General features: G+C 39.1%; 22 protein-coding genes. 8 read left to right on the forward strand and 14 right to left on the reverse strand.

Annotated features, from left to right (window positions below):
• Nucleotides 1-17 precede the first annotated feature (17 nt).
• Nucleotides 18-1,193: a cystathionine beta-lyase gene (gene metC / locus QQS39_RS05845; RefSeq protein ID WP_285805545.1), complete on the reverse strand. Its 1,176-nt coding sequence runs from the start codon at nt 1,191-1,193 to the stop codon at nt 18-20.
• A 408-nt stretch (nt 1,194-1,601) separates the two neighbouring features.
• On the opposite strand from metC, the gene purB reads away from it, so the two are divergent.
• Nucleotides 1,602-2,969, forward strand: a complete 1,368-nt coding sequence (purB, locus tag QQS39_RS05850; protein ID WP_151434631.1) for an adenylosuccinate lyase — start codon at nt 1,602-1,604, stop codon at nt 2,967-2,969.
• Between the two features lie 81 nt (nt 2,970-3,050).
• On the forward strand, nt 3,051-4,430 hold the full coding sequence (locus QQS39_RS05855; RefSeq protein ID WP_285805546.1) for an MmgE/PrpD family protein: 1,380 nt from the start codon (nt 3,051-3,053) through the stop codon (nt 4,428-4,430).
• 69 nt (nt 4,431-4,499) lie between these two features.
• Here QQS39_RS05855 and fabZ read toward each other — a convergent pair whose 3' ends face one another.
• From fabZ to QQS39_RS05870, 3 genes are all read right to left on the reverse strand, one after another.
• On the reverse strand, nt 4,500-4,925 hold the full coding sequence (gene fabZ / locus QQS39_RS05860; protein WP_151434633.1) for a 3-hydroxyacyl-ACP dehydratase FabZ: 426 nt from the start codon (nt 4,923-4,925) through the stop codon (nt 4,500-4,502).
• 185 nt (nt 4,926-5,110) lie between these two features.
• Nucleotides 5,111-5,992, reverse strand: coding sequence for a dihydrodipicolinate synthase family protein (locus QQS39_RS05865; RefSeq protein WP_151434634.1), 882 nt, complete (start codon nt 5,990-5,992; stop codon nt 5,111-5,113).
• A gap of 50 nt (nt 5,993-6,042) precedes the next feature.
• The gene (locus QQS39_RS05870) at nt 6,043-6,951 is read right to left on the reverse strand and encodes a LysR family transcriptional regulator (RefSeq protein ID WP_151434635.1); all 909 of its coding nucleotides are present in this window, start codon (nt 6,949-6,951) and stop codon (nt 6,043-6,045) included.
• Between the two features lie 254 nt (nt 6,952-7,205).
• Here QQS39_RS05870 and dinG point away from each other — a divergent pair, with 254 nt between their 5' ends.
• Nucleotides 7,206-9,320 (forward strand): ATP-dependent DNA helicase DinG, encoded by a 2,115-nt coding sequence (gene dinG, locus QQS39_RS05875; protein ID WP_285805547.1) that lies wholly within the window; start codon nt 7,206-7,208, stop codon nt 9,318-9,320.
• 60 nt (nt 9,321-9,380) lie between these two features.
• Here dinG and dps read toward each other — a convergent pair whose 3' ends face one another.
• Complete coding sequence (dps, locus tag QQS39_RS05880) at nt 9,381-9,887, reverse strand: DNA starvation/stationary phase protection protein Dps (protein ID WP_151434637.1); 507 nt, start codon at nt 9,885-9,887, stop codon at nt 9,381-9,383.
• A gap of 274 nt (nt 9,888-10,161) precedes the next feature.
• On the reverse strand, nt 10,162-11,052 hold the full coding sequence (gene rhtA / locus QQS39_RS05885; protein WP_151434638.1) for a threonine/homoserine exporter RhtA: 891 nt from the start codon (nt 11,050-11,052) through the stop codon (nt 10,162-10,164).
• Nucleotides 11,053-11,383: 331 nt separating this feature from the next.
• On the opposite strand from rhtA, the gene QQS39_RS05890 reads away from it, so the two are divergent.
• Together QQS39_RS05890 and QQS39_RS05895 are read left to right on the forward strand one after the other, a co-directional pair.
• The gene (locus QQS39_RS05890; RefSeq protein ID WP_285805548.1) at nt 11,384-11,962 is read left to right on the forward strand and encodes an LOG family protein; all 579 of its coding nucleotides are present in this window, start codon (nt 11,384-11,386) and stop codon (nt 11,960-11,962) included.
• Nucleotides 11,963-11,971: 9 nt separating this feature from the next.
• Nucleotides 11,972-12,436, forward strand: coding sequence for a GNAT family N-acetyltransferase (locus tag QQS39_RS05895; RefSeq protein WP_285805549.1), 465 nt, complete (start codon nt 11,972-11,974; stop codon nt 12,434-12,436).
• Between the two features lie 90 nt (nt 12,437-12,526).
• On the opposite strand, the gene QQS39_RS05900 is transcribed toward QQS39_RS05895, so the two are convergent.
• The 3 genes from QQS39_RS05900 to moeA form a co-directional block, all read right to left on the reverse strand.
• Nucleotides 12,527-14,227 (reverse strand): amidohydrolase, encoded by a 1,701-nt coding sequence (locus QQS39_RS05900; protein WP_285805550.1) that lies wholly within the window; start codon nt 14,225-14,227, stop codon nt 12,527-12,529.
• Nucleotides 14,228-14,460: 233 nt separating this feature from the next.
• On the reverse strand, nt 14,461-15,228 hold the full coding sequence (gene moeB / locus QQS39_RS05905; protein WP_196570341.1) for a molybdopterin-synthase adenylyltransferase MoeB: 768 nt from the start codon (nt 15,226-15,228) through the stop codon (nt 14,461-14,463).
• Between the two features lie 5 nt (nt 15,229-15,233).
• Nucleotides 15,234-16,475: a molybdopterin molybdotransferase MoeA gene (gene moeA, locus QQS39_RS05910; RefSeq protein ID WP_285805551.1), complete on the reverse strand. Its 1,242-nt coding sequence runs from the start codon at nt 16,473-16,475 to the stop codon at nt 15,234-15,236.
• A gap of 210 nt (nt 16,476-16,685) precedes the next feature.
• On the opposite strand from moeA, the gene QQS39_RS05915 reads away from it, so the two are divergent.
• The 3 genes from QQS39_RS05915 to yeiB all read left to right on the forward strand — a co-directional run bounded on the left by QQS39_RS05915 (nt 16,686) and on the right by yeiB (nt 19,829).
• Nucleotides 16,686-17,855, forward strand: a complete 1,170-nt coding sequence (locus QQS39_RS05915) for a YbfB/YjiJ family MFS transporter (protein WP_151434644.1) — start codon at nt 16,686-16,688, stop codon at nt 17,853-17,855.
• A 148-nt stretch (nt 17,856-18,003) separates the two neighbouring features.
• Nucleotides 18,004-18,663, forward strand: coding sequence for a GTP cyclohydrolase I FolE (gene folE / locus QQS39_RS05920; RefSeq protein ID WP_151434645.1), 660 nt, complete (start codon nt 18,004-18,006; stop codon nt 18,661-18,663).
• Between the two features lie 14 nt (nt 18,664-18,677).
• Nucleotides 18,678-19,829, forward strand: coding sequence for a DUF418 domain-containing protein YeiB (gene yeiB / locus QQS39_RS05925; protein ID WP_285805552.1), 1,152 nt, complete (start codon nt 18,678-18,680; stop codon nt 19,827-19,829).
• Here the strand turns inward: yeiB and sanA are convergent.
• The 5 genes from sanA to QQS39_RS05950 all read right to left on the reverse strand — a co-directional run bounded on the left by sanA (nt 19,826) and on the right by QQS39_RS05950 (nt 24,868).
• Nucleotides 19,826-20,557: an outer membrane permeability protein SanA gene (gene sanA, locus QQS39_RS05930; protein WP_109373464.1), complete on the reverse strand. Its 732-nt coding sequence runs from the start codon at nt 20,555-20,557 to the stop codon at nt 19,826-19,828. The genes yeiB and sanA overlap by 4 nt on opposite strands.
• A 141-nt stretch (nt 20,558-20,698) precedes the next feature.
• Nucleotides 20,699-22,396, reverse strand: coding sequence for an NAD-dependent malic enzyme (locus tag QQS39_RS05935; RefSeq protein WP_151434647.1), 1,698 nt, complete (start codon nt 22,394-22,396; stop codon nt 20,699-20,701).
• Between the two features lie 213 nt (nt 22,397-22,609).
• Nucleotides 22,610-23,494, reverse strand: coding sequence for a cytidine deaminase (gene cdd, locus QQS39_RS05940; RefSeq protein WP_196736720.1), 885 nt, complete (start codon nt 23,492-23,494; stop codon nt 22,610-22,612).
• 202 nt (nt 23,495-23,696) lie between these two features.
• Nucleotides 23,697-24,392 (reverse strand): CidB/LrgB family autolysis modulator, encoded by a 696-nt coding sequence (locus tag QQS39_RS05945; protein ID WP_151436727.1) that lies wholly within the window; start codon nt 24,390-24,392, stop codon nt 23,697-23,699.
• Nucleotides 24,392-24,868 (reverse strand): CidA/LrgA family protein, encoded by a 477-nt coding sequence (locus QQS39_RS05950; protein WP_109373467.1) that lies wholly within the window; start codon nt 24,866-24,868, stop codon nt 24,392-24,394. The genes QQS39_RS05945 and QQS39_RS05950 overlap by 1 nt, the downstream gene beginning before the upstream one ends.
• Nucleotides 24,869-24,940 lie beyond the last annotated feature (72 nt).

Consider the following 24,940-nt stretch of genomic DNA (forward strand, 5'->3'; position numbering starts at 1 on the left):
ATGGTGCAATATTTTTGTTATTTGTTTAATACTGAAAAAGCTTGTGTAATATCTGCAATGAGATCTTCTGTTGCCTCCAGACCAATATGTAAACGCACAAAAGGACCATGCCCTTCGCGCCAATCAGAGGCACTTCTTGCCCCAACAACATTGGCAGGTAAAGCAAGGCTTTCAAATCCGCCCCAAGATGCCCCAATACCAAAAAGCTCAAGAGCATCAATAAATTGTTCTGATTGTTTAGCGGTATAACCTTGTTTAAATTCAATGGTTAATAAACCATTGCTGCCTTTACAATCACGTTTCCATAAATCATGACGAGGATGATTAGGTAATTCAGGGAACCACACTTTTTCAACTTCAGGGCGTGTTTCTAGCCATTGCGCAATAGCAAGAGCAGATTTTCCATGAGCGGCAATACGTTGTCCCAGTGTTCTCATGCCACGAAGCACTAATGCTGCATCATCAGGGCTACTGGCTTGGCCTAATGCTTCAGGCAATGCACCAATTTTTTCCCACGCTTTTTCATTTGCAACCATAATGCCCATCATCACATCAGAGTGGCCGCATAAATATTTAGTCGCTGCAATAACTGAGACGTCGGCACCTAATTCCAATGGGTTATAAAGCCATGCGGAACCCCATGTATTATCAACACCAACAGGAATATTTCTTTCATGCGCAATACGGCAGATTTCAGGTAAATCGAGCATTTCATAAAGTAATGAACCTGGTGATTCGACAAAAATAAGCTGTGTATTGTCTTGAATTTTTTGCTCAAAATCTGAACCGTCTGTTTTAAAGAAGCTATAAGCAATGTTATTGGGTTCAAGAAAAGCGGAGGCAATTTTACGCACAGGTTCATAAACAGAGTCTGCAAATAATACATGACCACCACTACGCGCATATCCCATAATGGTCACTGCGATAGCAGCCAATCCGGTAGGGAACAATTGAGCGCGATGACCACCTTCTAGCTCTGTCACTAACGCTTCTAGTGCAAAAGCGGTTTCAGTACCACGCGCGCCGTAACTCAATACGCGTTCTGTCGCACGACGATCACGGACATCACGCCAGCTTTTAATAGAATCAAAAACAATAGTACTGGCTCTCATAACAGGTGGATTAACTGGACCTGAGGTTTTAATTTCTTGGCGTCCACTGTGTATTAGTTTTGTTTGTTTATTTTGTTTCATTATTAATATCTCCAAATATAGAAATAGAGTTCCCCGGTAATTAAATAAAACCTTTAATTACTTTTTGCTCTGCGCTTATTCTGTTTCTATTATTTATAACAAACTTATTTATTTTTAAAATAGCTATTTTTTAAAAATGATGATCTTCCTCTAACTTTTTAGCATTAATTATTCTAATTAAATCTTAAATAACATTTAAGATTCAAAAGTTATAAGTAATAAATAAAGAATTATTTATAACATATTGAATTGGTGTTACTTTTTAATTGATTAGAAATATTTTAAATTAGATTAAAATTATCAAAGTGTTTTTATTGAGATTATATTGCATAAATAAAATAACAATCTAACAAGTCGTTTGATTAAAAAAACGATTTTTTTATTATTCTTTTAACAGGGGAAATAATTATGGGAACCAGCGTTTTTGATTCGGTTTTATTAAAGAATTTATGGTCAACAGAAGAAATGAGAACTATTTTTTCTGATAAAACCAGAATGCAAAATTGGCTTGATTACGAAGCCGCATTAGCGATTGAGCAAGCTGAATTAGGTTTGATCCCAAAAGATGCTGCAAAAGTGATTGCAGATACCGCAAAACTTGAAAAGCTTGATATGGATTATATCTTAGAACAAGTGCGTTTGACGCGCCATCCATTAGTGCCAACTATTCGCGGTTTAGAACATGCTTGCCCTGAACATTACGGTGAATATGTTCACTTTGGTCCCACCACACAAGATGTGATTGATACAGGTCTTGTACTGCAACTTAAAGATGCTCATCAGACTTTCCTTCGTGATATCAAAATATTAGGTCGTTCATTATTATCATTAAGTGAAAAACACCGAAATACACCTATGGTAGGGCGCACATTAGCACTACAAGCATTGCCAATTACTTTTGGCCATAAAACTGCGATTTGGTTAACAGAATTAGCGCGTCATTATCAACGTCTTAAAGAAATTGAACCGCGTTTATTTGTCGGTAGTGTCGTGGGTGCTGTGGGCACAAAAGCCTCTTTAAGTGATAAAGCCGATGAATTAGAAGCGCGTGTGTTAAAACGCTTAGGCTTAGATGTGCCTGAAATTTCATGGCAACCTGCGCGTGATAGATTCAGCGAATATGGCATGTTGATTGGCTTAATTAGCGGTACATTAGGTAAAATTGCTAATGAAATTTTGATATTAGCACATAACGAAATTGATGAATTATCAGAGCCTTTCAGTAAAGGGCAAGTTGGCTCTTCGACGATGCCTCATAAGCGCAATCCGGCTATTGTTGAAAATGCCGCTTGTGTCAGCAACACCTTAAAAGCAAACCTTTCTGTTTTAACCGATATGATGAAACATCAACACGAACGTGATGGCGCAATCTGGAAAATGGAATGGAAAATCATGCCAGAACTGTGCCTAATGCTGTCTGTTATTTTTGATAATATGAAAACAGTATTAGGCGGGTTAAATGTTCATGTTGAAAAAATGCGCAAAAATATGGATATTTTGGGCGGCTTTATGCTGGCTGAACGAGTGATGTTTGCATTATCTGATAAAGCAGGTAAACAAACGGCACATGAAATTGTGTATGAAGCATCAATGTCAGGGCAAGAAGAGGGTATTACCTTTGTAGAAGCGATTAATCGTGATACCCGTATTCGTGATCATATTACGCAAGAAGAACTTGATGCCTTGTTAGATCCAACGACTTATGTGGGGAATGCGCCAGCTCAGGTTGATCGCGTTGTCGCACAAACCAAAGCCTCTGGCTGGTTAAATGACTAAGTGACTTAATTACATCCAACCTTCTTATTATCTAAAAGCCGGTGATATTGCTGGCTTTTTCTTATCTATTTCGAGGTGTTTATGACATTAAGTCAGCAGTTAGCTCAATTTATTACTACAACCACATTTTCTGATTTACCAGAGCAAGTAGTGAGCCGAGCCAAAATTCATTTATTAGATACATTAGGCGTTGCTTTGGCTGGCAGTGTGCAACAAAGTGCAATTCAAGGGCGACAAGGTGTTGCTTTTTTACCTGATAGTCAAGGTGATATCCCGATTTGGGGAAGTTCACAAACGGCAAGTACAATCGTAGCAGCCCTTGCCAATGGTATTGCAGCTCATGCTTTAGATTTTGATGATACACATACCGATTCCATTACACATGGTAGTGCAGTATTAACACCGATTGCTTTTGCATTGGGTGAAGCTATCGGTGCATCATCACAAGATATTTTAACGGCATGGGTGATTGGCTGGGAAGTCGCTGCCAGAGTAGGCTTAGCAAGTCATAGCGGATTTCATCAGCGTGGTTTTCATGCCACCGCAATTGCCGGCATTTTTGGTGCAACGGCTTGTGCTGCTTCACTATTAAAATTAACGCCTGAACAAACTGTGAATGCATTAGGGTTAACAGGAAGCCAAGCCGGAGGGGTGGCTGAATATCTTACTAATAGCTCATCTTCTAAATGCTTTCATGCGGGATGGGCTGCGCAATCAGGTATTATCGCAGCATCATTAGCAAAAGGTGGAATGACAGGTCCTGAAACAATATTTGAAGGTCGTTATAGCCTTTATCAAACACATGGTATCCGAGAGCAAGCGCAACCAGAGCAAGTCGCATTGGGATTAGGTAAGGTATGGGAATTTTTAAATGTCTCTATTAAACCTTATCCGGTGTGCCATTTTGCTCATGCAACGGTTGATTGCGGGCGTAATTTGCTGAAAAAAGGGATCACCGCTGATGATATCGAGAGTGTCGAGTGTGTTGTCGATCCGGTAGCAGCTGCCTTGATTTGCGAGCCACCTGAAACAAAATGGGCGCCTCAAACAGCTTATGGCGCTAAATTTAGTTTACCGTGGTTATTTGCTGCGGGCTTTTTAGATAATGCTTTAACGCTATCTTCATTATTACCTGAAAACCTCCAACGGGAAGATATTCAATCGTTAGCGAAGCGGGTAAGTTATCGTTATCCCGAAAAAGGAGAAATTCCATTTCCTACCTATTTCCCCGGATTAATTTTCGTAACATTAAAAAATGGCGAGAAGCTCACGGAGAGATTAGATATTCAGTATGGTAATCCGAAAAATCCAATGGTAGATAAAGATGTGATCAGTAAATTTTACGATAATGCATCTTTGGTGATAGACGCTGAACAATCGGCACAATTAGTTGAAAAAATACTGCATTTCGACAATGTAACCATTTCAGAAATAACACAATTATTACGTGTTAAAGAATAGAAGGTTAAGCCGAAATAATACAAATAAGATGATTGTATGAAGGATTGGTTTTATCTACCAATCCTTTATCTATTGCCTTGCGCACATAAATTCAGATGTACAAACTATCTTTTCCCCAATTTTCACCGTACCTGAAAAGCTCACAATAGTGCGTCGCTGCCGGCGAAACTGGATCTCAATAAGTAGCTGATCGCCTGCTTTTACCACATCATAAAACCGAGCATTTTTTATGCTGGCAAAATAGCATCGCTGATCTTCACCCATGGGTGAAAGATAGTAATGTGCAAGAATGCCCGAAGCTTGAGCCATGCTTTCAAGGAGTAATAAAGGTGGGTAAAACTCGCCAAAAACAACGGTGTCATTGGTTGTGATATTTTTAATGGCGGTTAATTTGCCACTGGCAAGTTCAGCGGGCGTAGAAATAACGCGATCAATTAATAAGAATGGATAACGATGAGGCAATATTTCCATTATTTCACTGACGGAAATGGGCATACATTTTCTCCTCGTTATGATGATAGAACAAATCGTTTTTACAATAAAAGTGGCTATTATTCCATTCTTATTCAATATGGTACAGTATTGAGCTATGTTTTAGATAAGAAATTTTGGTTAAGTGGATAACAAAGACCAGAATAAGAAAAATCCAGCCTTTGTTATTTCTAAATAAGAATAGCTTATTAATCAAGGCGAGCAATAATTTGGCGTAAATCGTTCATTGCTGCTTCATTTAGTGGCTCTTGCGGCAAAATAGGGGAGCCAACTTCAAAACCTTGAATATTTAGGGATGCTTTAATACATGATGCGAGCGAGTATTTTGTAAACGCTTCATTGATTTGCCACATCTCTTTTTGTTTTGCTAATGCTGTATCAAAATCGCCTTTTGTTGCGAGTTCATACAGTTCAACACATTGCTTTGGTAATACACAAGCTGGTCCTGCCATCCAACCTACACCGCCAAGTTTTAACACTAACAACGGAATATGAGCTGAAGCACTAAATATTTTAACGCGCTCGCCAAAAGTATTGATCATGGTGAGTAAGCGACCTGTATTGCTTGATGCATCTTTAATATATTCAATATTCGGGATATAGCTAAGTTCATTGAATAAAGAAATAGGAAGGACATCACCCAAAAGCCCCGGATTGGTATAAATGGTCATGGATTTTTCAGGAAACGCTTCGGCGATAGTTTGGAAATAACCCGCTTGTGCAGTTTCGCTTAATGGGTACATTTTTTGTGAAATCAATACCATGCCATCAACGCCTAATTGGGCATATTGTTCAGCTTGATGACAAGCATCTGCGGTTGAAAAGCCCGCAACACCCGCAATAACAGGAACACGACCTGCTGTTTGATCAACAGTAATACGCACAATTTCATTTCGTTGCGCTTGAGAGAGATAAGCGTATTCCCCTGTGCTACCTAAGGGGCTTAAACCATGAACGCCACACGCGATCAAATGATCGATCAATCGACGCAATGAGGATTCAAGAACAGTGCCTTTTGTTTGATCAATAGGGGAAACAAGATAAGGAAAAATACCATGAAAATGGGTCATAATCGGTGTCCTATTTTAATATGTTATTGCTATGATTTTATCTATTTTGGTTATTCTTGTTGCAGCGTGATATCTGCATGATTAATCACTTCATTTTGTTCGTTTTTTAATGAGTCAAACAGAATTTGTGCCGCTTTCCCTGGGCTATTAGAATTAAAATAAAGGTTATAACGGATCGCGGGTAAAGCCGGTAAACCTTCTTTTTCGCCTAATATACGTAAATCATCACCTGAAAGCTCGATGGAACGCGCCATAATGCCTAAACCGGCACGTACTGCGGCTCTGGCACCCGAAAGTGTTGTCGCAACATAAGCAATCCGCCAACGAATACCTTGTTGATCAAGGTGATTTATCATCATATCGCGGTAAGTGCTAGGTTCATCTAATACAACTAATGGTAGAGGTTCATCAAGATCAAACCTGAAGTGTTTTCCGCAATACCATAAGGAGGGGGAAACGCGTAATACAATTTTTGGATAACCCACATGTTCTTCGGTAGAAATAGCTAAATCAAGCTCGTTATTTTCTAACATAGACATTAAAAACGGGCTACGTTTAACAATAATTTCCATAATCAAACGAGGATAGGCACCAGAAAAACGTGCGAGGAGATCCGGTAAAATCGTGTTGGCGGTGTCATCGGGAGAGCCAATTTTTAAGATCCCATCAATCTCTTCATGCATCAATGAAAGACACGCTTCATCATTCAAACGTAAAATACGGCGAGCGTAATTAAGCAGTTGTGTACCGGCTTCTGTCAGTGTTTTATTTCGGCCTTGGCGAGCAAACAGCTCTTTGCCTATCAGTGATTCAAGCCGTTGCATTTGCTGGCTTACAGCAGATTGTGTACGACAAACAGATTCTGCTGCTGCTGCAAAGGTATTTCCATCGACAACAGCAACAAAGGTTCGGAGTAAATCAAGTTCTAAGTTAAAAATAGGGCGCTTTGCGGAAGTCATTATAGATATCTCTTAACTGGTGTTGTTGTGCTTAATAGAACAAAAGAAAAATATTTTTATAAGACTATTTTGGATGTTACGTAATCAATACTCATACTATGAAGAGTTGAATGAATAATCCATAACAAAGAGCAATAATTTCGAGAAGTTATCCATTCTTTGATGAAAAAGGAGAGTAAATGAAGGTAACTACTGATTTTTATACAGTGTTATGAGACAATAGCGCCTTTCTTGAAATCAGTTACAGAGTGGTTATGTCCCTTTCGCAATCCGTTAAAAATCAAATAAGTCAGTGGTATAAAGCCTTACCAGAACATATTGAAGGGTTTATTCCTCGAGCGCCACAGCGTGAAATGATTGCTGAGGTAGCCAAGACTTTTTCTGATGAAATGGGACGCCATCTTGTTATTGAAGCCCCAACTGGCGTGGGTAAAACACTCTCTTATCTTATTCCGGGTATTGCAATTAGCCGTGATGAGAAAAAACCACTGATAATCAGTACGGCAAATGTGGCACTGCAAGATCAAATTTATAGTAAAGATCTGCCATTACTTAAAAAAATCATTCCTGATCTTACGTTTACTGGCGCTTTTGGTCGTGGGCGTTACTTATGCCCTCGTAATTTAGATGCAATTTGTGCAACGGAAGGCGAGCAAATTGACTTAATGTTTTTGCTTGAAGATAAAGTGGATGTGGCGACCAGCGCAGAAAGGGATATTTGCCAAGAACTCAAAAATGATTTTACCAGTTTCGGTTGGGATGGTTTACGTGATCATCATAAACGAGCGCTAACAGACAGTTTATGGCGTAAAATCAGTACTGATAAAATGAATTGCTTAGGGCGTAATTGCCAATACTATCATCGTTGTCCTTTCTTTATTGCACGTCGTGAAATTGACGAAGTCGATGTGGTTATTACCAATCATGCTTTAGTGATGGCGGCAATGGAAAGTGAATCCGTGTTGCCTGATGCTAAAAATCTGCTTTTAGTACTTGATGAAGGGCATCATATTCCTGATGTTGCGCGAGATGCCCTTGAAGTCGAAGGAGAAATAACCTTAGTTTCCCTTAATAATCAGCTTGATAATATCACTCGACATGTTAGCCAATATTTAGCGCAATTTATTCCTGTAAAACCGCCTAAATTGGCTGATCCTATTCGTTTTGATGCGCATATTGCTAAGTTACGTGAAGCCTATCAAGAGGTTGATACATTCACGCGAGCGCTATTACCTGAGCGCAGTGAACAAGATGAATATCTCTTTCCATTGGGGGAATTACCTGAACAACTTCTGTTAAGTTGCCAGACATTATTTAAACTAACGGATGGTTTAAAAATGCTGGGCGAAGCGATTTTAAACGATTTAACAGAACGGACAGCAAAAGAAGATGTTGTGCGTTTACATCGTGCCATTTTAACTACCAGTAGGATGGTGGGTTATTTAGAAAATATGGCGAAACTTTGGCGCTTAGCCACATTAGAGCAAACCTCAAAAGCACCAGTATCCAAATGGTTAACTCGCCGTTACGATAAAAAACAGTCTCATCTCTATTTTCATTGTGCAGGTATTCGGGTTAGTGAACAATTGACGCAATTATTATGGAAAAATATTCCTCATGTGGTGATTACGTCTGCAACATTACGTTCATTAAATAGCTATTCTCGTATCCAAGAATTGACGGGGTTAAGCGAGCAATTTGATGATCGCTTTATTACGTTGTCTTCACCTTTTGAGCATCAAAAGCAAGGCAAACTCGTGATCCCCAAAATGCACTATGAGCCAACTATGCTCCATGAACGTGATCATTTAAAAGAGATGGCTCGTTATTTTCGCCAAGAAATGCAAGAGAATAATCACCGAGGGCAATTGGTTTTATTTAGCAGCCAACGTGCAATGGATGGCTTTTTAGAAGAAGTGAAAGATTTGCGTTTATGCTTATTAGTGCAAGGCGATCAGCCACGCTATCGATTAGTTGAAACACATTGCAAGCGCATTGATGCGGGTGATAATAGTGTCTTAATTGGCTTACAATCTTTTGCTGAAGGGTTAGATTTAAAAGGCGATTATCTAACGCAGGTACATATCCATAAAATTGCTTTTCCTCCAGTGACTGATCCGGTGATTGTAACTGAAGGGGAGTGGTTAAAATCACTCAAACGCTATCCTTTTGAAGTGCAAAGCTTACCCAGTGCATCGTTTAATTTAATTCAGCAAGTTGGACGCCTTATTCGTAGTCATCATTGTCATGGTGAAATTGTCATTTATGACCGACGTCTGTTAACTAAAAACTACGGTTCACGCTTATTAACGGCACTGCCAGTTTTTCCAATTTATCAACCGGATATGCCTAAAGAAAAAGACAAATAAAAAGACCACCTAAAAAATAGGCAGCCTTTTAACGTCATAATGGTGATTTTTTATTAAGAATTAGTTCTCAATATTGGCTTCAATAAACCATAAGAACTTATCAAGATCACGCGATGCAGCAGTAAACATATCGGCAGTATCTTCGTCTTCAACTTCGTCAATAGCTTTACGAATATCATTAGCAACAACTGCATAACGATCAGCCAGTGCTTTTAGATGATCTTGCACATCATGAATATCCAGTGGATAAGCTTTCAGTGGTGTTTTTTTACCGACAACTTGCGCGGTGCCTAATACTGTGCCACCTAATTGAACAACACGCTCTGCGAACTCATCTGTGTGCTGATTAATGGTATCGCGGAAGCCATCAACCATCTCATGAACAGAAATAAAGTTTCTGCCACGCATATTCCAGTGCGCTTGTTTTGTGATGAGAGATAGGTCGATAAACTGCGTCACCATCTGTTGCAATAATTCAATAGCGTGCAGTTTTACACTGTCATCAAGGTTATTACGGGTATAAAGCAGAGTTGAAGGTGTGGATTTGACTAATTTAGCAGTACTCATAATCGTTCTCCCTAAATAATTAATAACTCAATATCTTAATTTCTGTTAATGATGATAGTAAATTATTAATGGTTAGTCTTATCGATTGATACTATTAAATTGATAGGTCATCTATTAAAAAAATCTAATCTATCGAAATAGTCTATTTAGAGTAAGACAATGAGCGAAAAATAGCAATGATAGGTCAGTAAAGTTATTATTTAATAAGTAAAAAGGATCATAAGATCCTTTTACATTAATATTGATTTTTTACTGAGTAAAATGAGTTAAATATCTATTTTACTTCTTCAATTTTGGTTTTGCTTTTCATTGTCGCTGTTGAACCAATAGAGGCTAATACAATAAAGGCTAAGGCAACCCATTGTATTAACGTCAAATGTTCGTGTAAGAAAATAATACCAATAAAGGCACCCATACAAGGCTCTAAGCTCATTAAAGTACCAAATGTTTTGGCGGGTAAACGTGTTAGAGCAATCATTTCTAAGGTGTAAGGAAATGCGGTCGATAAAATTGCAATGGCTAATGCAATCGGCAAAATTGACCAACTAAACATAATGTCAGGGCTACTTTGTAACATACCAATAGGAACGAAAATAAAGGCAGCAACTAGAGAGCCAATTGAAACCGTTGCCGCACCGTAGCCTTTACCTGCACGTTGTCCGAATACAATATATAATGCCCAGCCGACACCCGCACCCAGCGCATAAAGAATACCTAGAGGATCTAACCCGTGAATATTATCGCCAATAGGTAGCAATAATCCTAAGCCTGCAATGACTAAAATTATCCATAAAAAGTCGATGGCTCTGCGCGATGAAAACATAGCAACAGCTAAAGGACCTGTAAATTCAAGGGCAACTGCAATCCCTAAAGGAATGGTTTCAAGAGCAAGGTAGAAAAGGTAATTCATTGCCCCTAAAGATAAACCATATAGAAACAGTGGCATAATTGACTCGCGGTTAAATTTGAGTCGCCATGGCTTAAAGATAAAAAATAGGATCAAAGTACCCAATAATAGACGTAACGCTGTTACTGCTGGGGCGCCAATAACAGGAAATAGGCTTTTAGCAAGGGATGCGCCGCTTTGAATTGAAAGCATGGAGAGAAGCAAAAGAAGCACAGGGTAAAACACCTGTAATTTAGCTGAGTGTCTGGCTGACAACATCCTATAAAACCTCATCAATAATTAATCGTTATGTGTTCTCTGTTGGCAGATAACAAAGGATCGCATAATATAAAATAAAATCACCTGCTTTAATATAGCTATTCATTAATAAATATTTTTTGTTTTAATTTAGTTGAATGAGATTAGCTAAAATATAACTTAATTTATTTTTAATAAAATAAAAAATAATTTCTCATAAATATAAGTATTAATGATGATTAAATATATATATGAAATAAAAAGCGTAAAAACACTTTTTTTAACCTTTTTTATTAAAAACACCTTCAGTATAATTCCAAGCTCGATTTAACTAGCTAAAAGAGAATAAAAAATGAGTAAAATAAAATCTATCGCAGTGTATTGTGGTTCTAGTTTAGGTGCTTCAGATATTTATAAAGAACAAGCCATTATTTTTGCCAAAGAGCTAGTTAAACGTAATATTACCTTAATTTATGGTGGTGCTAGTGTCGGCATCATGGGGATTCTTGCTGATACTGTATTAGCCGAAGGCGGAAAGGTGATTGGTGTTATTCCTACGCTATTAGAAGGGCGTGAAATATCGCATAAAAATCTGACTGAACTGCATGTTGTTGAAACTATGCATCAGCGTAAAAGCAAAATGATAGAACTGGCTGGTGGTTTTGTCGCTTTACCTGGTGGTTTCGGTACATTAGAGGAGTTTAGTGAAGTCTTTACATGGAGCCAAATTGGTTTGCACCAAAAACCATTGGGCATACTTAATATTAATCAATTTTACGATCCACTTTTGATGATGATTGATAAAATGGCAGATGAGCAGTTTCTACATGAAAAATATCGCCATATGGCGATTGTGGAACAATGTTCTATTCAATTATTAGATAAATTTGAAACGTATACCGCACCGCCTGTAAAAACCTACAATAAATAAAGGTAAAAAATGATAATAATAAGAAAAGCAATTTTGTCTGATGTAGAAGAAATTAATACGCTTTACACTTATTTATTTAATGAAATGGCGAATTTACAACCCGATAGATTAAAGCCAGGTAAGCAAGATGAAGCATTTATTATTAATGGAATAAAAAATAATAAGTTTCATCTTTTGGTTGCAGATTTAGATGGCAAAGTGGTTGGATTTAGCATAGCGCAAATTCAAGAAACACCGATGTTTAACTGCTTGGTTCAGCGTAAATACGCTTATATTTATGATATTGTTGTTGACCCTTCTATTCGTAGCCAAGGTACAGGTAGTTTATTATTAACGGCAATGAAAGAGTGGGCTAAATCAGAAAAAATGACGCATCTTGAGTTATCTGTATTAGCTGAAAATGGTGCGGCTAAGCGTTTTTATGAGCGTGAAGGATTAAAAGAAGTGAGCACAGTAATGGGAATTGCTTTATAGCAGGAAAAATTTACGTTAATTCTCATAGGATTAAGTGCATAGATAAAAATAAACCCGCTTAAAGGCGGGTTTATTAATTATATTATTCAGCTAAATTGTGGGTTTCCCCGCAATGATCGTACACAATACCCTGACATTTTCAACATCTTCTGCCGATATTTCAAACAGGTTTCTATCTAATACGATTAAATCGGCAAATTTTCCGACTTCTAATGATCCAATTTGTCTATCCATATCTAATGCTTGAGCGGCATTAATGGTAGCCGCACGCAAGACTTCAATTAACGTAAGGTTACGATCATTATCAAGGCGTGGGCTTGCTGCATCTTTTTGGCGAGTCATCGCGACTTTAAAATCGTACCATTCATTAAGTGGATCAATTGGCCAATCACTACCAAAAGCAACAGTAACGCCAGTATCAATAAACTTGCCAGCCGTCTCTAAATAGCCACAGCGAGATTTCCCCAGCATTTCAATATCTTTTTCGATATTGCTCTGTTCTACGGCTGCCCATTGGAAGGAGAGGAACGGGTAGGCTTTGAGTTGTACGAAACGGGCATAATCTTTTTCACACATCAATTCATTATGTGCAAGCCCCGGTCTTATATCTTTTTCAGGTAAGGCGTTACGCATTGCACTAATCGCATCAAGTGCAGTACTAATTGCACCTTCAGCAACAGTATGAATATGAGGGTGATAACCCGCACGGGCAATTTCTGTGACTAACGGCGTTAAAATTTCAGGTGAGAAATAGAGATCGCCAATATGTTCAGAGTCTTGCCAGTGTGGCGTATCATCCGTGCCAACATTAATACGATAAGGCGAGTGTAAGCGCGCTGTCATAATTGGCGCTTGTAATACACCATCAAGAAAAAGTTTGATATGGCGGATAGCAACACTGGGTTGAGCATCTTCGCTGATTTGATGCCATTGTGAAAAGCGAGTGGCAGCATGGCGTACCGCGTTTGGAATATCTTCAATACAAGGTACATCATCTGGCGTGATTTCAACGGCATTCTCTATGCGCAGGGTTAATTCACCCGCTTGTCTTAACGTGTTGAAGGCGCGTAATTGAGGCTCTCCCACACGAGCATCCATAATAGTGGTTACGCCTTGTTCATTTAATAATTTTTGAACATGGCGAGCTATTTGTAAATTTTGAGCTTCAGTCAGTGGAGGCAAGCTGTCAATGGCTTGCATTGCTGGCGCATCTTCAAGAATACCAATAGGGGTTCTATCACTATCACGTTCAATATTTCCATCAGGTGGATCAGGCGTTTCAGCGGTGATATTTAACAGCGCTAAAGCGCGAGAATTAGCAAGAACACTATGACAATCGCTAGAAAAGAGCAAAATAGGGCGCGTCGTATTTAAAGTATCAAGATGATAACGTGTCATTTGCACACCTTCAGGTTGCATACCTTCACGATACCATGCGGAAACTTTTAACCATTCAGTGTCGCTATCAATATAGTTTTCATCAAGGTATTTCTGAATACGTAATAAAATATCATCGATAGAGAGTGATTGATAATCAAGATGGCAACCCGCTAGTGTTGCGCCTCCCCAGAATGGGTGCATATGTGCATCAATAATGCCCGGTATGACCATTCTTCCCTGTAAATCAATCTGCTCAGTATTTTCATTACAGTAAGAAAGTAGCTCCTCTTTTTTACCTGAAGCAATAATCACACCTTGGCTGATCGCGATAGCATCAACAATATTGTCATTATGATCAGCGGTATAAATAAGCCCGTTGTAATAGAGAGTGTCTGCAATTTGAAATGTCATTCTTCTACCTTGTATTGCTTTTTTAGCACGTAGAATGCGTGCTTAAATGATGATTTTGCTTATAGGGCATCCTGTTGCGTTTTGACGCGGGCGGTCATAGTAGAATTAAATCAGAGTGAATACTACAAGCTTGTTACATCGACTTAACGATGGATATGAATACAACTTAGAGATTGCGTGAAATAAGGTAAGTTTAAAGAAGATAGACTTACCTTATTCAAATATAAGTATGGTTACTTGTCCGGCAAATTGGTAGAGCACACTTCGCAATGTGGATTTTTAGGTAATTTGAATTCACGAAATTGCATTCGCATTGCATCAAACATCAACACCTTACCATGTAAATGTTCACCATACCCTGTAAGTAGTTTGATGGTTTCAACGGCTTGTAAAGTACCAATTACGCCCACAACAGGTGCCATTATGCCAGCTTCAACGCAGCTTAAAGCATTATCACCAAAAAGATGACTTAAACAGCGATAGCAAGGCTCCTCATCTTGATAGGTGAATACGCTGATTTGACCTTCCATCCGAATTGCCGCACCAGAAACGAGCGGTTTTTTCTGATGAAAACAGAGGCGATTAAGTTGCTCACGGACTGTCACATTATCAGTACAATCCATAACAATATTATGGTGGCTAATAAGCTCTGCTAACGCTTCATCTTCAAGTAACGCATCAACGGTTTCTATCGTGACATGAGGATTAATGGCTTCTAATGTTGCTTTTGCAGATAGTACTTTAGGTTGACCAATCGTGGCGTCGCGATGAAGAATTTGGCGCTGAAGATTAGAAAGTGAAACCGTATCAAAATCTAATAAGGTGAGTTTTCCCACTCCCGCGGCTGTAAGATATTGTGAGGCACTACATCCTAAGCCTCCTGCGCCAACAATCAGTACAGAGGCACTTTTCAGCGCCTCTTGACCATCAAAATCAAAGCCTCTTAATACAATCTGGCGATTGTAACGTAGAGTTTCTTCATCCGTTAATTCAATACTCATAAAGGCTATTCGCTTTTTAACAGAGAATTAAATAGCTCAATAGTAACCGTTTCGCCAGCTGTGACTTTACCGCGTTCACGCTCTAAAACGATAAAGCAGTTAGCAACACTAAAGGAGCTATAAACATGGGAGCCTTGATGCCCAGATGTTTCCACTTGCCATACGCCATCGGCATTAATACTGGCGATACCGCGTTGGAAATCAAGACGACCTGCTGATTTTTTCAATGGAGATTGTGCAATAGCTTGGAAACGTTGCGGTGCTTTCCAATGGCTAAAACCAGATAGGCGTGCAATTAACGGTTGAACCAATTGATAGAATGTCACGGTTGCTGATACTGGATTACCCGGTAATCCGCAGAACCATGCATTGTGTAATCGACCAAAAGCAAAGGGTTTTCCCGGTTTAATGGCTAATTTCCAAAAACCAATTTCGCCAATTTCATCAAGAATTTGTTTGGTATAATCAGCTTCACCTACAGAAACACCACCACTGCTGATCACTAAATCTGCTTCTTGATCAGCCTTTTTAAAGGTTTCACGCAGTTTCTCTGGTGAGTCAGGAATAACGCCTAAATCTAAAACTTCACATCCTAGTTTTTCAAGCATTAAACGTACCGCAAAGCGGTTGGTATCATAAATTTGACCCGCTTTTAATGACTGACCGATGGTTTGTAATTCATCACCCGTTGAGAAAACTGCAACTTTTAAACGACGATAAACGTGTACTGTTGCCACACCTAAAGAGGCGATTAAAGGTAATTGTGCTGTTGAAAGTTTAGTACCAGCAGGTAATACAATGTCATTTTCTTTAATATCTTCACCAATCCGGCGAATATTTTGACCTTTTTTAGCAGGCTGTGAAAAATGGACACCGTGTTCGGTCACTTCGGCTTCTTCTTGCATAATGACAGTATCAACACCAGCAGGAACCATTGCCCCAGTCATAATGCGTACACATTGCCCCGCTGGAAGTTCTCCTTCAAAAGGAATACCAGCGAACGATTTACCCGCAACAGGAAGTGGAATTTGAGCATCTAAGTCAGCGTAACGAAGCCCGTAACCATCCATTGCCGAATTATCAAAAGGTGGAACATTCAGTGGAGAAGTAATATCTTCACTTAGAATATAATCTGCGGCGTTATTTAATGGAATGTTAAGGGTGTTGGTAATTGCCAGCGGTTTTTCAAGTAGTTTTTCTAGCGCTTCATCAAGAGATAATAAACCGCTAACGTGACATTGACTCATCATATACTCCAAGATCTATCGAAATGTTCTGTTTTATTTCATGATACTAATCTATCACGATGAACATCATCATGTCAGAGATCATCTTGTGAATAGAAAGAAATGAAACTTCTTATTACGGAAATGTTATCTAATTGGGTTTAATATGTTAACTATTCTGTTATTAATAAGCAGCACATTTAAAATGATAAAACAAAATAATGGATATCCATGAATACTTCAAATCACCAAAGTCATTCAGCACAAGCTTTTCATATCGCTTTTAGCGGGTTTCTTGCTTTAGTGGTTGCAATGGGAATAGGGCGCTTTACATTCACACCGCAAGTGCCGTTGATGATTGCAGAATATCAATTAACGCTAACAAGTGCGGGGATTGTCGCTGCATTTAATTATCTTGGTTATCTAGCTGGCTCCTATGATGCGATGAGAGCCGTTAAAGGTGTGGGATATCGCTTGTGGGCGGGGCTTTGGGGAGCCGTGATCATCACGCTGTTGTCTGCTTTTTTAAATGATGCTTTTACACATAGTATTGCACGCTTTTTTATTGGTTGGGCAAGTGGCTGGACATTAGTGCTGGTGGCTTCATGGGCTAACGAGTTACTGGCTCGCCTAAATAAACCTATATTAAGTGTGGCTGTTTATGCAGGAACGGGTGCCGGTATATTCATTAGCGGTATTCTTGCTGTGTTAATTATGAAATGGCAAATGAATGCGATGGCGGGATGGTTAATTTATGGTTCTCTTGCTTTTATTTGTGCCATATATGTGAGCTACCATCTACCAAAACCTTGGAAAATGAGCAGAGAAGAAGTAAAAGTCACCTCTTTAACGCTTACGCCAGCGATAAAAAGACTGATTTGGGGTTATACCTTTGCCGGATTTGGCTATATTTTACCCGCAACGTTTCTTTCTCAAATGGCGGCAGAACGCTTCCCGGGGAGCTTAATCGCACAATTTGTTTGGCCTGTCTTTGGTGCTTCAGCGGCATTATGTATTGGGATCGCTATTTTCACACGTAATGTATTAAACACGCAGTTACGCTTAGCTATTACGCTTTGGTTGCAAGCGTTAGGCATACTGATTGCGCTGTGGGTGCCTACCATTACAGGGTTGGCAATAGGGGCATTTTTAATTGGTGGCGGCTTAATGTGCGCAGTACAACTGGCATTTTTACGAGGTCGTGAATTAGCGCCTGATCATGGGCGTTATATGGCGGGTTTGCTCACCACTTTTTATGCCATCGGGCAATTAGTAGGTCCTGTAATTTCTTCACTTTCATCAGCATTGACAGGAAAATTAGAACCTGCACTTTATGTTGCTTTTATTGTATTGATAATTGGCGGCTTTCTGGTGTGTTTAAAAGAAAAAGAGCGTCAGTAAACTAAAAATAGCTCATACAAAAATGCAATAATTTCATAACGAAAAATGCGGTATTGCTGGATAATGTGATTGAGGTCATCTAAAGTGTAGGTTGTTGTTGCTAAGTGCGATAACAGCTACTTAATTAATGTGTTTATCGGAGAGTCCAATGTCATCATTAAGTAAAGAGGCGCAATGGGTGCACGCTGCGTTAGTTGAACGCGGTTTGGAAACGCCTCTTCGTGAACCACAACTCTCTCCAAGTGAGAGCAAACAGCAAATTGAACATCATATGACAGAAGTGATGAAGCTGTTAAATCTAGATTTAAGCGACGATAGTTTAGCTGAAACGCCTCGTCGTATCGCTAAAATGTATGTTGATGAAATTTTCTCAGGGCTGGATTACCACAACTTCCCAAAAATCACGCTAATTGAAAATAAAATGCAAGTTGATGAAATGGTGACAGTACGAGATATCACATTAACAAGCACTTGCGAACATCACTTTGTCACTATTGATGGTAAAGCAATTGTGGCTTATATCCCGAAAGATAAAGTGATTGGGTTATCTAAAATTAATCGAATTGTACAATTCTTTGCTCAGCGTCCTCAAGTACAAGAACGCTTAACACAGCAAATCCTTATCGCATTACAAACGTTACTCGGCACAAAAAATGTGGCTGTTTCTATTGATGCGGTTCACTATTGTGTTAAAGCTCGTGGTATTCGTGATGCAACGAGTGCAACAACAACAACTTCATTAGGTGGGTTATTTAAATCTAGTCAAAATACGCGTCAGGAGTTTCTGCGCGCTGTTCGTCATCTTTGAGATTTTAAATAAAAATGAATGAATCGTCTCATCAACGTATCGAAGCACTCGATGCGTTGAGAGGAATGGCGATCCTTGGCATTTTATTGCTCAATATTTCAGGTTTTGCATTATTAAGAGTGGCTTCATTTAATCCGTTACATTCGGGAGAAGCCTCTTTTGGTGATCGTATAACATGGATGGCATTAAATCTGTTTGCTCAAGGAAAATTCCTCTTTATTTTTGCGCTGTTATTTGGTGGTACGCTTTATCTCCTTTTGTATAAAGGGACTCGTTTTAATTTATCGCGATTAGTTGTATTGGCATTAATTGGTGTTATTCACACATTATTTATTTGGGAAGGGGATATTTTATTTCCATATAGTATATGTGGTTTATTTGTTTTTGCGTTTATCAAATCAATCGCGACAAAGCACCAATTTATATTAGGAGCGATACTCTATTTTTGTGGCGCACTGATTTTAGGTGCGCTGTTTTACTATTATCGTGATTTTATTGATACCGTTTGGTATAGCACGCCATACTCTCAATTGGCTGAATCAGATTGGAAAACAGGACCTTATTTAAATAGTGTTTATTATCGTTTAAATGAGCTAAGTCTTTTTGTTTTCAATCTAGTTCGTCAATACAGTTGGTTTTTATTTGGTGCGATGTTAATGGGTTCTGCATTAATGGCATCAGGTTGGTTGCAACAGAAATATAGTCGCGCTCATTATGGTCGTGTGGCACTTTATTTCCTCACAATCAGTTTAAGCGTACAAACGGTTATTGTGCTGGTGGATTATTACCTTGATTGGGATTACCGCTGGGCGGCTATTTTTGCACAACCTTTAACTATGTTGATCCAAGTGATGCAAAGTTTGGGGTATATTGCGCTGTTTTATTGGAGTTGGAATATTATTCAACACTCTTATTTTGCCTATGCTTTACGTTGTGTTGGCAAAATGGCGTTAACGACCTATTTAATGCAAAGTGTTATTGGTATTTATTTATTTCAGCGTATGGGTCTATTTAATCAATTTACTTTACCTGAACTGATGCCTTTTGTTGCTGTTATTTGGGCAATCAATATTGCTTTTGCTGTGATTTGGTTACGTTATTTTCCACAAGGGCCAATAGAGTGGATCTGGCGTAAATCAGCCTCAAAATTAGCGCAATTCTTTTAGCTTTTTTCATGATTATTTTCATTCAGAGGAAGTGATTCGACTTCCTCTGGTGAAACCGCAGGATAGCCTTTAATGCCTTCAGGAATAGATTGTATTGCGGGAATAGTTTCTGGCGGCCCTAAAAAGCGGGGTTCGCGGTTTAGAATATAAACATCAATCATTGCACCAGCTCTGGCAAATACTTCGCGTACGCGTACTTTAAACATACTTTTAGGGGATGCAACCGCAAAGCATTGTGCATCAATGCCTTTTTCTAATGCGATAAAAACAGCTCGCTCACAGTGAAAACGTTGAGTAATAATGGTAAATCCATCTGTACCAAATACCTCTTTTGTTCGCACTACTGAGTCAAGTGTTCTGAAACCGGCAAAATCCATCACAATACGAGAGGCAGGAATGCCCGCTTTAATGAGATCTTTACGCATCGTATTTGGCTCATTATAGCTGTGTTTTGCATTATCGCCGCTGAGCAATAAATACTGAATTTTGCCACTATTATAAGCATTTACAGCGCCTTGGATGCGGTATTGATAAAACTGATTTATATAACCGCTGGTATAGTACTTTGATGTTCCTAACACCATTCCTACTTTTTTAGCGGGTAATGTATCTACGTCTTCAAATATATAAGGATTAGTTTTCCACCCGATCCAGCGATCACAGGCAATCAAGGTGACAGCCAGTAGAATAAAAAGTGTGAGAAAAAGATAAATGAGGCGTTTTAGCATGTCCTTGCCTTAATGACGCAAATAACGAATGACTTTCATAATACTTAAGGCTACTTGAGCAGGGATAGGGAAGCAAGAAAAAAGCGCCTCATATTAAGTAATGACGCGCTTTTCGGAATGGTACTTAGTATTTCAAACTATTTAGAACGAAGTTCTTTTGTAAATACGGTACTCTGGTGACCAATAGTTACGTTCAATGGCTTCTTCTAATGCTGAATCAGAAGTCACAGTAGCAACACCTTGTACTTGTGCTTCTTTTGCAACTTGTTTGGCGATATAGCGAGAAACTTGTTGAATATCAGACAGTAAAGGTAATAGAGAGCCATCACCCTCTTTTGCCATTGGTGAGCAATCTGCTAATGCGCGACTTGCCACCATCAGCATGGCATCAGTAACACGTTTGGCACCACATGCGATAACACCTAATCCAATACCTGGGAAGATATAAGAGTTGTTGCACTGTGCAATTGGATATTCTTTATCTTTGTATTTAACTGGTGCAAATGGGCTGCCTGTTGCCACTAATGCTTGTCCATCAGTCCAGTTGATAATATCTTCAGGACGCGCTTCTACACGAGACGTTGGATTAGATAATGGCATTACGATAGGGCGTTCACAGTGTTTGTGCATTTCACGAATAATTTCTTCAGTGAATAAGCCAGCTTGCCCTGAAACACCAATCAAAATAGTTGGTTTTGCATTCTTAACCACTTCTAACAGTGAAATCGCATCGCTTTCGGTTTCCCAATTAGCAATAGTTTCGCTTTTTTGGATAAGTTTGCTTTGGAAATCAAGTAAATTTGGCAGTTTGTCTGTTAATAAGCCGAAACGGTCAACCATAAAGATGCGTTCACGCGCTTGCTCATCACTTAAACCTTCAGATTTCATTTGGGCAATGATTTGCTCAGCAATACCACAACCCGCAGAGCCTGCGCCTAAGAAAGTGACAGTTTGGTCTTTTAATTGGCGACCCGCAGCACGACTTGCTGCAATTAGGCTACCTAAAGTGACCGATGCTGTACCTTGAATATCATCATTAAAGCAACATAATTCATCACGATAACGATTTAATAAAGGCATCGCATTTTTTTGTGCAAAATCTTCAAATTGTAGTAAAACATTTGGCCAGCGACGTTTAACAGCTTGGATAAACTCATCAACAAACTCGTTATATTCATCACCTGTAATACGAGGATGACGCCATCCCATATACAGAGGATCGTTTAAACGTTGCGGGTTGTTAGTTCCCACATCAAGTACAACAGGCAGTGTATACGCAGGGCTAATGCCACCACATGCGGTATATAAAGAGAGTTTACCGATAGGAATACCCATACCACCGATACCTTGGTCACCTAAACCAAGGATACGTTCGCCATCTGTTACAACGATTACTTTTACGTTCTGTTTGGTGGCGTTTTGTAGCATATCGTCAATATTGGCGCGGTTAGGGTAAGAGATAAACAAACCGCGAGCGCGACGATAAATATCAGAGAAATGTTCACAAGCTTCACCCACTGTTGGTGTGTAAATGATTGGCATCATTTCAGTTAGGTGGGATTCCAAGAGACGGTAAAACAGGGTTTCATTGGTATCTTGGATATTTCGTAGGTAAATATGTTTATCGTTATCGTTTTTGAAATCAAGATATTGGCGATAAGCGCGTTCAACCTGTTCTTCGATGGTTTCAACTGCTTCAGGCAGTAAACCATGTAAGTTAAAGGTGCTGCGTTCTTCTTCGCTGAAAGCACTACCTTTATTTAACAGGGGAAATTCAAGCAGGATTGGACCTGCATACGGGATGTAGAGAGGGCGTTTACTTTCGTGTTCCAGTTCCATGAAAAATACTCTTGTAAGGCAGTTAGTCACATGACAATTGTAGATCCTACAAAATAATAAAAATATGTACAGCTTATGTTATTTTTTTATGATTTTTATGCTTAGAAATGAGAGATAGATACAGTTGTTACAACTTTTTCTGGTAAGCATCAGCAAAATTTACATGCTGATGCTTTTTTAGGAGAGATTTTTAGAAGAATAAGTTAAAACTTTTTACAAAGTGATGCGTTGCATTTGGTGACAACCTAAAGCAGTTAATGTTGCTTGTGTTGCATCCCATTGCGTTAAAATTGTCTCTGCTTTTTCAATTAAGACAGCAGATTCAATATCCATAACACTCTCACCCGCCATGTTTAATAAAATTAATGCCGCTTGTAATGGCGGTAAACTTGGATTAAATGCGGCATTTTCAGCGTAGCTACCTTGGAAAATTTTGCCATTCTTCATTTGAACAGCAATACCACTGTGCGAGCCACTATAAGGCGCATGGCTACGATTAGCCGCTTGTAGTGCCTGTTGCGCTAATTCACTAGGGTTATCAATTTTGTAACCGTGATTAACTTTGTCCATTAATAAAGAGGTGATATTGAGATCTTTCGGGCCAAAGCTATCAGGTAAATAATCGCCTAATGTTGCCATTTTTCTACCCGGTAACTGAATTTGAATTTGAGTGCCACTGTTCAATTCGTTCATAAACTGGCGGCAATGACCACAAGGTGTATAGTTAACAGTGACTGAGATTAAGCGAGATTCACCACGTAACCATGCATGAGTCACGGCACTTTGTTCAGCATGAACGGTTTGTTGTAGCGGTGCGCCAGCAAATTCCATATTGGCACCGAAATAGAGATTACCACTTTCGCCACGAGCAATCGCACCCACTTTGAAATTAGAGATTGGCGCGACAGCGCAAGCTGCGGCAACCGGTAAAAGTGCTAGGGCTAAGGCATCATCATTACATTGTAACTGTGTTTTTATGGCATTGACCTGTTCTGCCGTGAACATTGCAGGGAATTCATCCTGCTCAAGATAAGGAGCAAGTGCTTGTTGTAACTGAGGGGATAAATCTGACCAAATTGCCTGAAAACGAGTATGCATACATGAGTCTCCCATTAATCTTTCTGTATTATAAGATTCTAGGCATCTTTACCCACTCTTATATGTGATGAAAATCATATTTTCAATGAAACTATTGCAACAAATTTATTAATTGAGAGATGTATCTCAAATTTATAGTAAAAATCCCCGAAATAAATTTAATTAAATCGGGGATTTGAGAAAAAAGGAAGCAAAAATGAGATCAACTATAGAGATGCAAAATAATCGGGAAGATAAACGGTGCAGTTAATGAAGTAATAATCCCACAGGTCATTAATGCCAGTGAACTATAAGCACCTTCAATATAATCCACTTCAGCCGCTCTTGCTGTTCCCACGGCATGAGAAACGGTTCCCATCGCCAAACCACGAGATGCGTGAGTAGGAATACGCAGTATTTTAAAGAGTGAATGACCAAAAATGGCACCTAAAATACCTACTGCGATAACACAAGCAGCACTGATTGCAGGAATACCACCGATGGAATCTGCGACAGCCATTGCGATAGGCGTTGTCACTGATTTAGGTAAAATTGATGCGGCAATTTCGGGTGTTGCACCAGCCCATAATGCAATGGCAGTCCCACTGACCATCGCAGCAATACTACCAATAAAGCAAATACTGATTAATGATTTCCACTGTGCGCGAATTTGGTGTAATTGCTGATAAAGTGGAATTGCTAAAGCAACCACAGCCGGTTGTAATAAGTCATTTAAAATACGACTACCGGCAAAATAATGCTCATAAGGTGTATGAGTGATTAATAAAATAGGAATAATAACCGCAATACCTATAAGTAAGGGATTCAATATAGGCAATTTATAACGAGCAGCAAGTTTACGTGATAAATAAAAGACAATTATGGTCAAAGGAAGTGACCACCAAATATTCATTAACATTAACATTTTTTCTTCTCACTTAACGCTGTATCGTCGTCTTTCTGTTGCGTTTTTTCTACAACGTCCTCAACTATGTCAGGTTTTGCACCCACGATAATGCGCTCACGGTGAACATAGTGTGAGCAATAAGCGACTAATGCCATAACACCAAAGGTACTTACCACACTTGCTAAAACAATAGGGAAAAGTTGCTGACTTAATAAGTCATAATAATTCATTACTGCCACTCCGATAGGAATAAAGAGTAATGTCATATTTTTTAAGAGGATATTGGCCCCGGGTTTAACCCAGCGCAAAGGGATAAGCTGGAAAGCAAGTAAACCGAAGAGAATAAGTAAGCCAACAATGCTGCCTGGAACCGCGAAGGGTAGAAGGGCTGAAATAAGATTACCCGCAAAGAGACAAAGATAAAGTACCAAAAAAGATCGTAGATAATGCCAAAGTGTAATCTGCAATCGTGCCCGTTTAGATTTCATAATTAAGTGTCCCAAATCAACTAACAGATTTATCATACACCGATTTTGAAAGTGTGCTACGGATCACAATAA

The sequence above is a fragment of the Proteus appendicitidis genome, from assembly GCF_030271835.1.
Taxonomy (GTDB): domain Bacteria; phylum Pseudomonadota; class Gammaproteobacteria; order Enterobacterales; family Enterobacteriaceae; genus Proteus; species Proteus appendicitidis.

Bases quoted from the DNA above. Each gene is read 5' to 3' on its own strand.
- QQS39_RS05915 (WP_151434644.1), top strand. From the start codon at position 16,686: ATGAATACTTCAAATCACCAAAGTCATTCAGCACAAGCTTTTCATATC.
- metC (WP_285805545.1), bottom strand. From the start codon at position 1,193: ATGAAACAAAATAAACAAACAAAACTAATACACAGTGGACGCCAAGAA.
- purB (WP_151434631.1), top strand. From the start codon at position 1,602: ATGGGAACCAGCGTTTTTGATTCGGTTTTATTAAAGAATTTATGGTCA.
- dps (WP_151434637.1), bottom strand. From the start codon at position 9,887: ATGAGTACTGCTAAATTAGTCAAATCCACACCTTCAACTCTGCTTTAT.
- QQS39_RS05855 (WP_285805546.1), top strand. From the start codon at position 3,051: ATGACATTAAGTCAGCAGTTAGCTCAATTTATTACTACAACCACATTT.
- fabZ (WP_151434633.1), bottom strand. From the start codon at position 4,925: ATGCCCATTTCCGTCAGTGAAATAATGGAAATATTGCCTCATCGTTAT.
- QQS39_RS05890 (WP_285805548.1), top strand. From the start codon at position 11,384: ATGAGTAAAATAAAATCTATCGCAGTGTATTGTGGTTCTAGTTTAGGT.
- QQS39_RS05900 (WP_285805550.1), bottom strand. From the start codon at position 14,227: ATGACATTTCAAATTGCAGACACTCTCTATTACAACGGGCTTATTTAT.
- folE (WP_151434645.1), top strand. From the start codon at position 18,004: ATGTCATCATTAAGTAAAGAGGCGCAATGGGTGCACGCTGCGTTAGTT.
- QQS39_RS05945 (WP_151436727.1), bottom strand. From the start codon at position 24,392: ATGTTAATGAATATTTGGTGGTCACTTCCTTTGACCATAATTGTCTTT.
- cdd (WP_196736720.1), bottom strand. From the start codon at position 23,494: ATGCATACTCGTTTTCAGGCAATTTGGTCAGATTTATCCCCTCAGTTA.
- rhtA (WP_151434638.1), bottom strand. From the start codon at position 11,052: ATGTTGTCAGCCAGACACTCAGCTAAATTACAGGTGTTTTACCCTGTG.
- yeiB (WP_285805552.1), top strand. From the start codon at position 18,678: ATGAATGAATCGTCTCATCAACGTATCGAAGCACTCGATGCGTTGAGA.
- QQS39_RS05935 (WP_151434647.1), bottom strand. From the start codon at position 22,396: ATGGAACTGGAACACGAAAGTAAACGCCCTCTCTACATCCCGTATGCA.
- sanA (WP_109373464.1), bottom strand. From the start codon at position 20,557: ATGCTAAAACGCCTCATTTATCTTTTTCTCACACTTTTTATTCTACTG.
- QQS39_RS05870 (WP_151434635.1), bottom strand. From the start codon at position 6,951: ATGACTTCCGCAAAGCGCCCTATTTTTAACTTAGAACTTGATTTACTC.
- QQS39_RS05950 (WP_109373467.1), bottom strand. From the start codon at position 24,868: ATGAAATCTAAACGGGCACGATTGCAGATTACACTTTGGCATTATCTA.
- QQS39_RS05865 (WP_151434634.1), bottom strand. From the start codon at position 5,992: ATGACCCATTTTCATGGTATTTTTCCTTATCTTGTTTCCCCTATTGAT.
- moeA (WP_285805551.1), bottom strand. From the start codon at position 16,475: ATGAGTCAATGTCACGTTAGCGGTTTATTATCTCTTGATGAAGCGCTA.
- QQS39_RS05895 (WP_285805549.1), top strand. From the start codon at position 11,972: ATGATAATAATAAGAAAAGCAATTTTGTCTGATGTAGAAGAAATTAAT.
- dinG (WP_285805547.1), top strand. From the start codon at position 7,206: ATGTCCCTTTCGCAATCCGTTAAAAATCAAATAAGTCAGTGGTATAAA.
- moeB (WP_196570341.1), bottom strand. From the start codon at position 15,228: ATGAGTATTGAATTAACGGATGAAGAAACTCTACGTTACAATCGCCAG.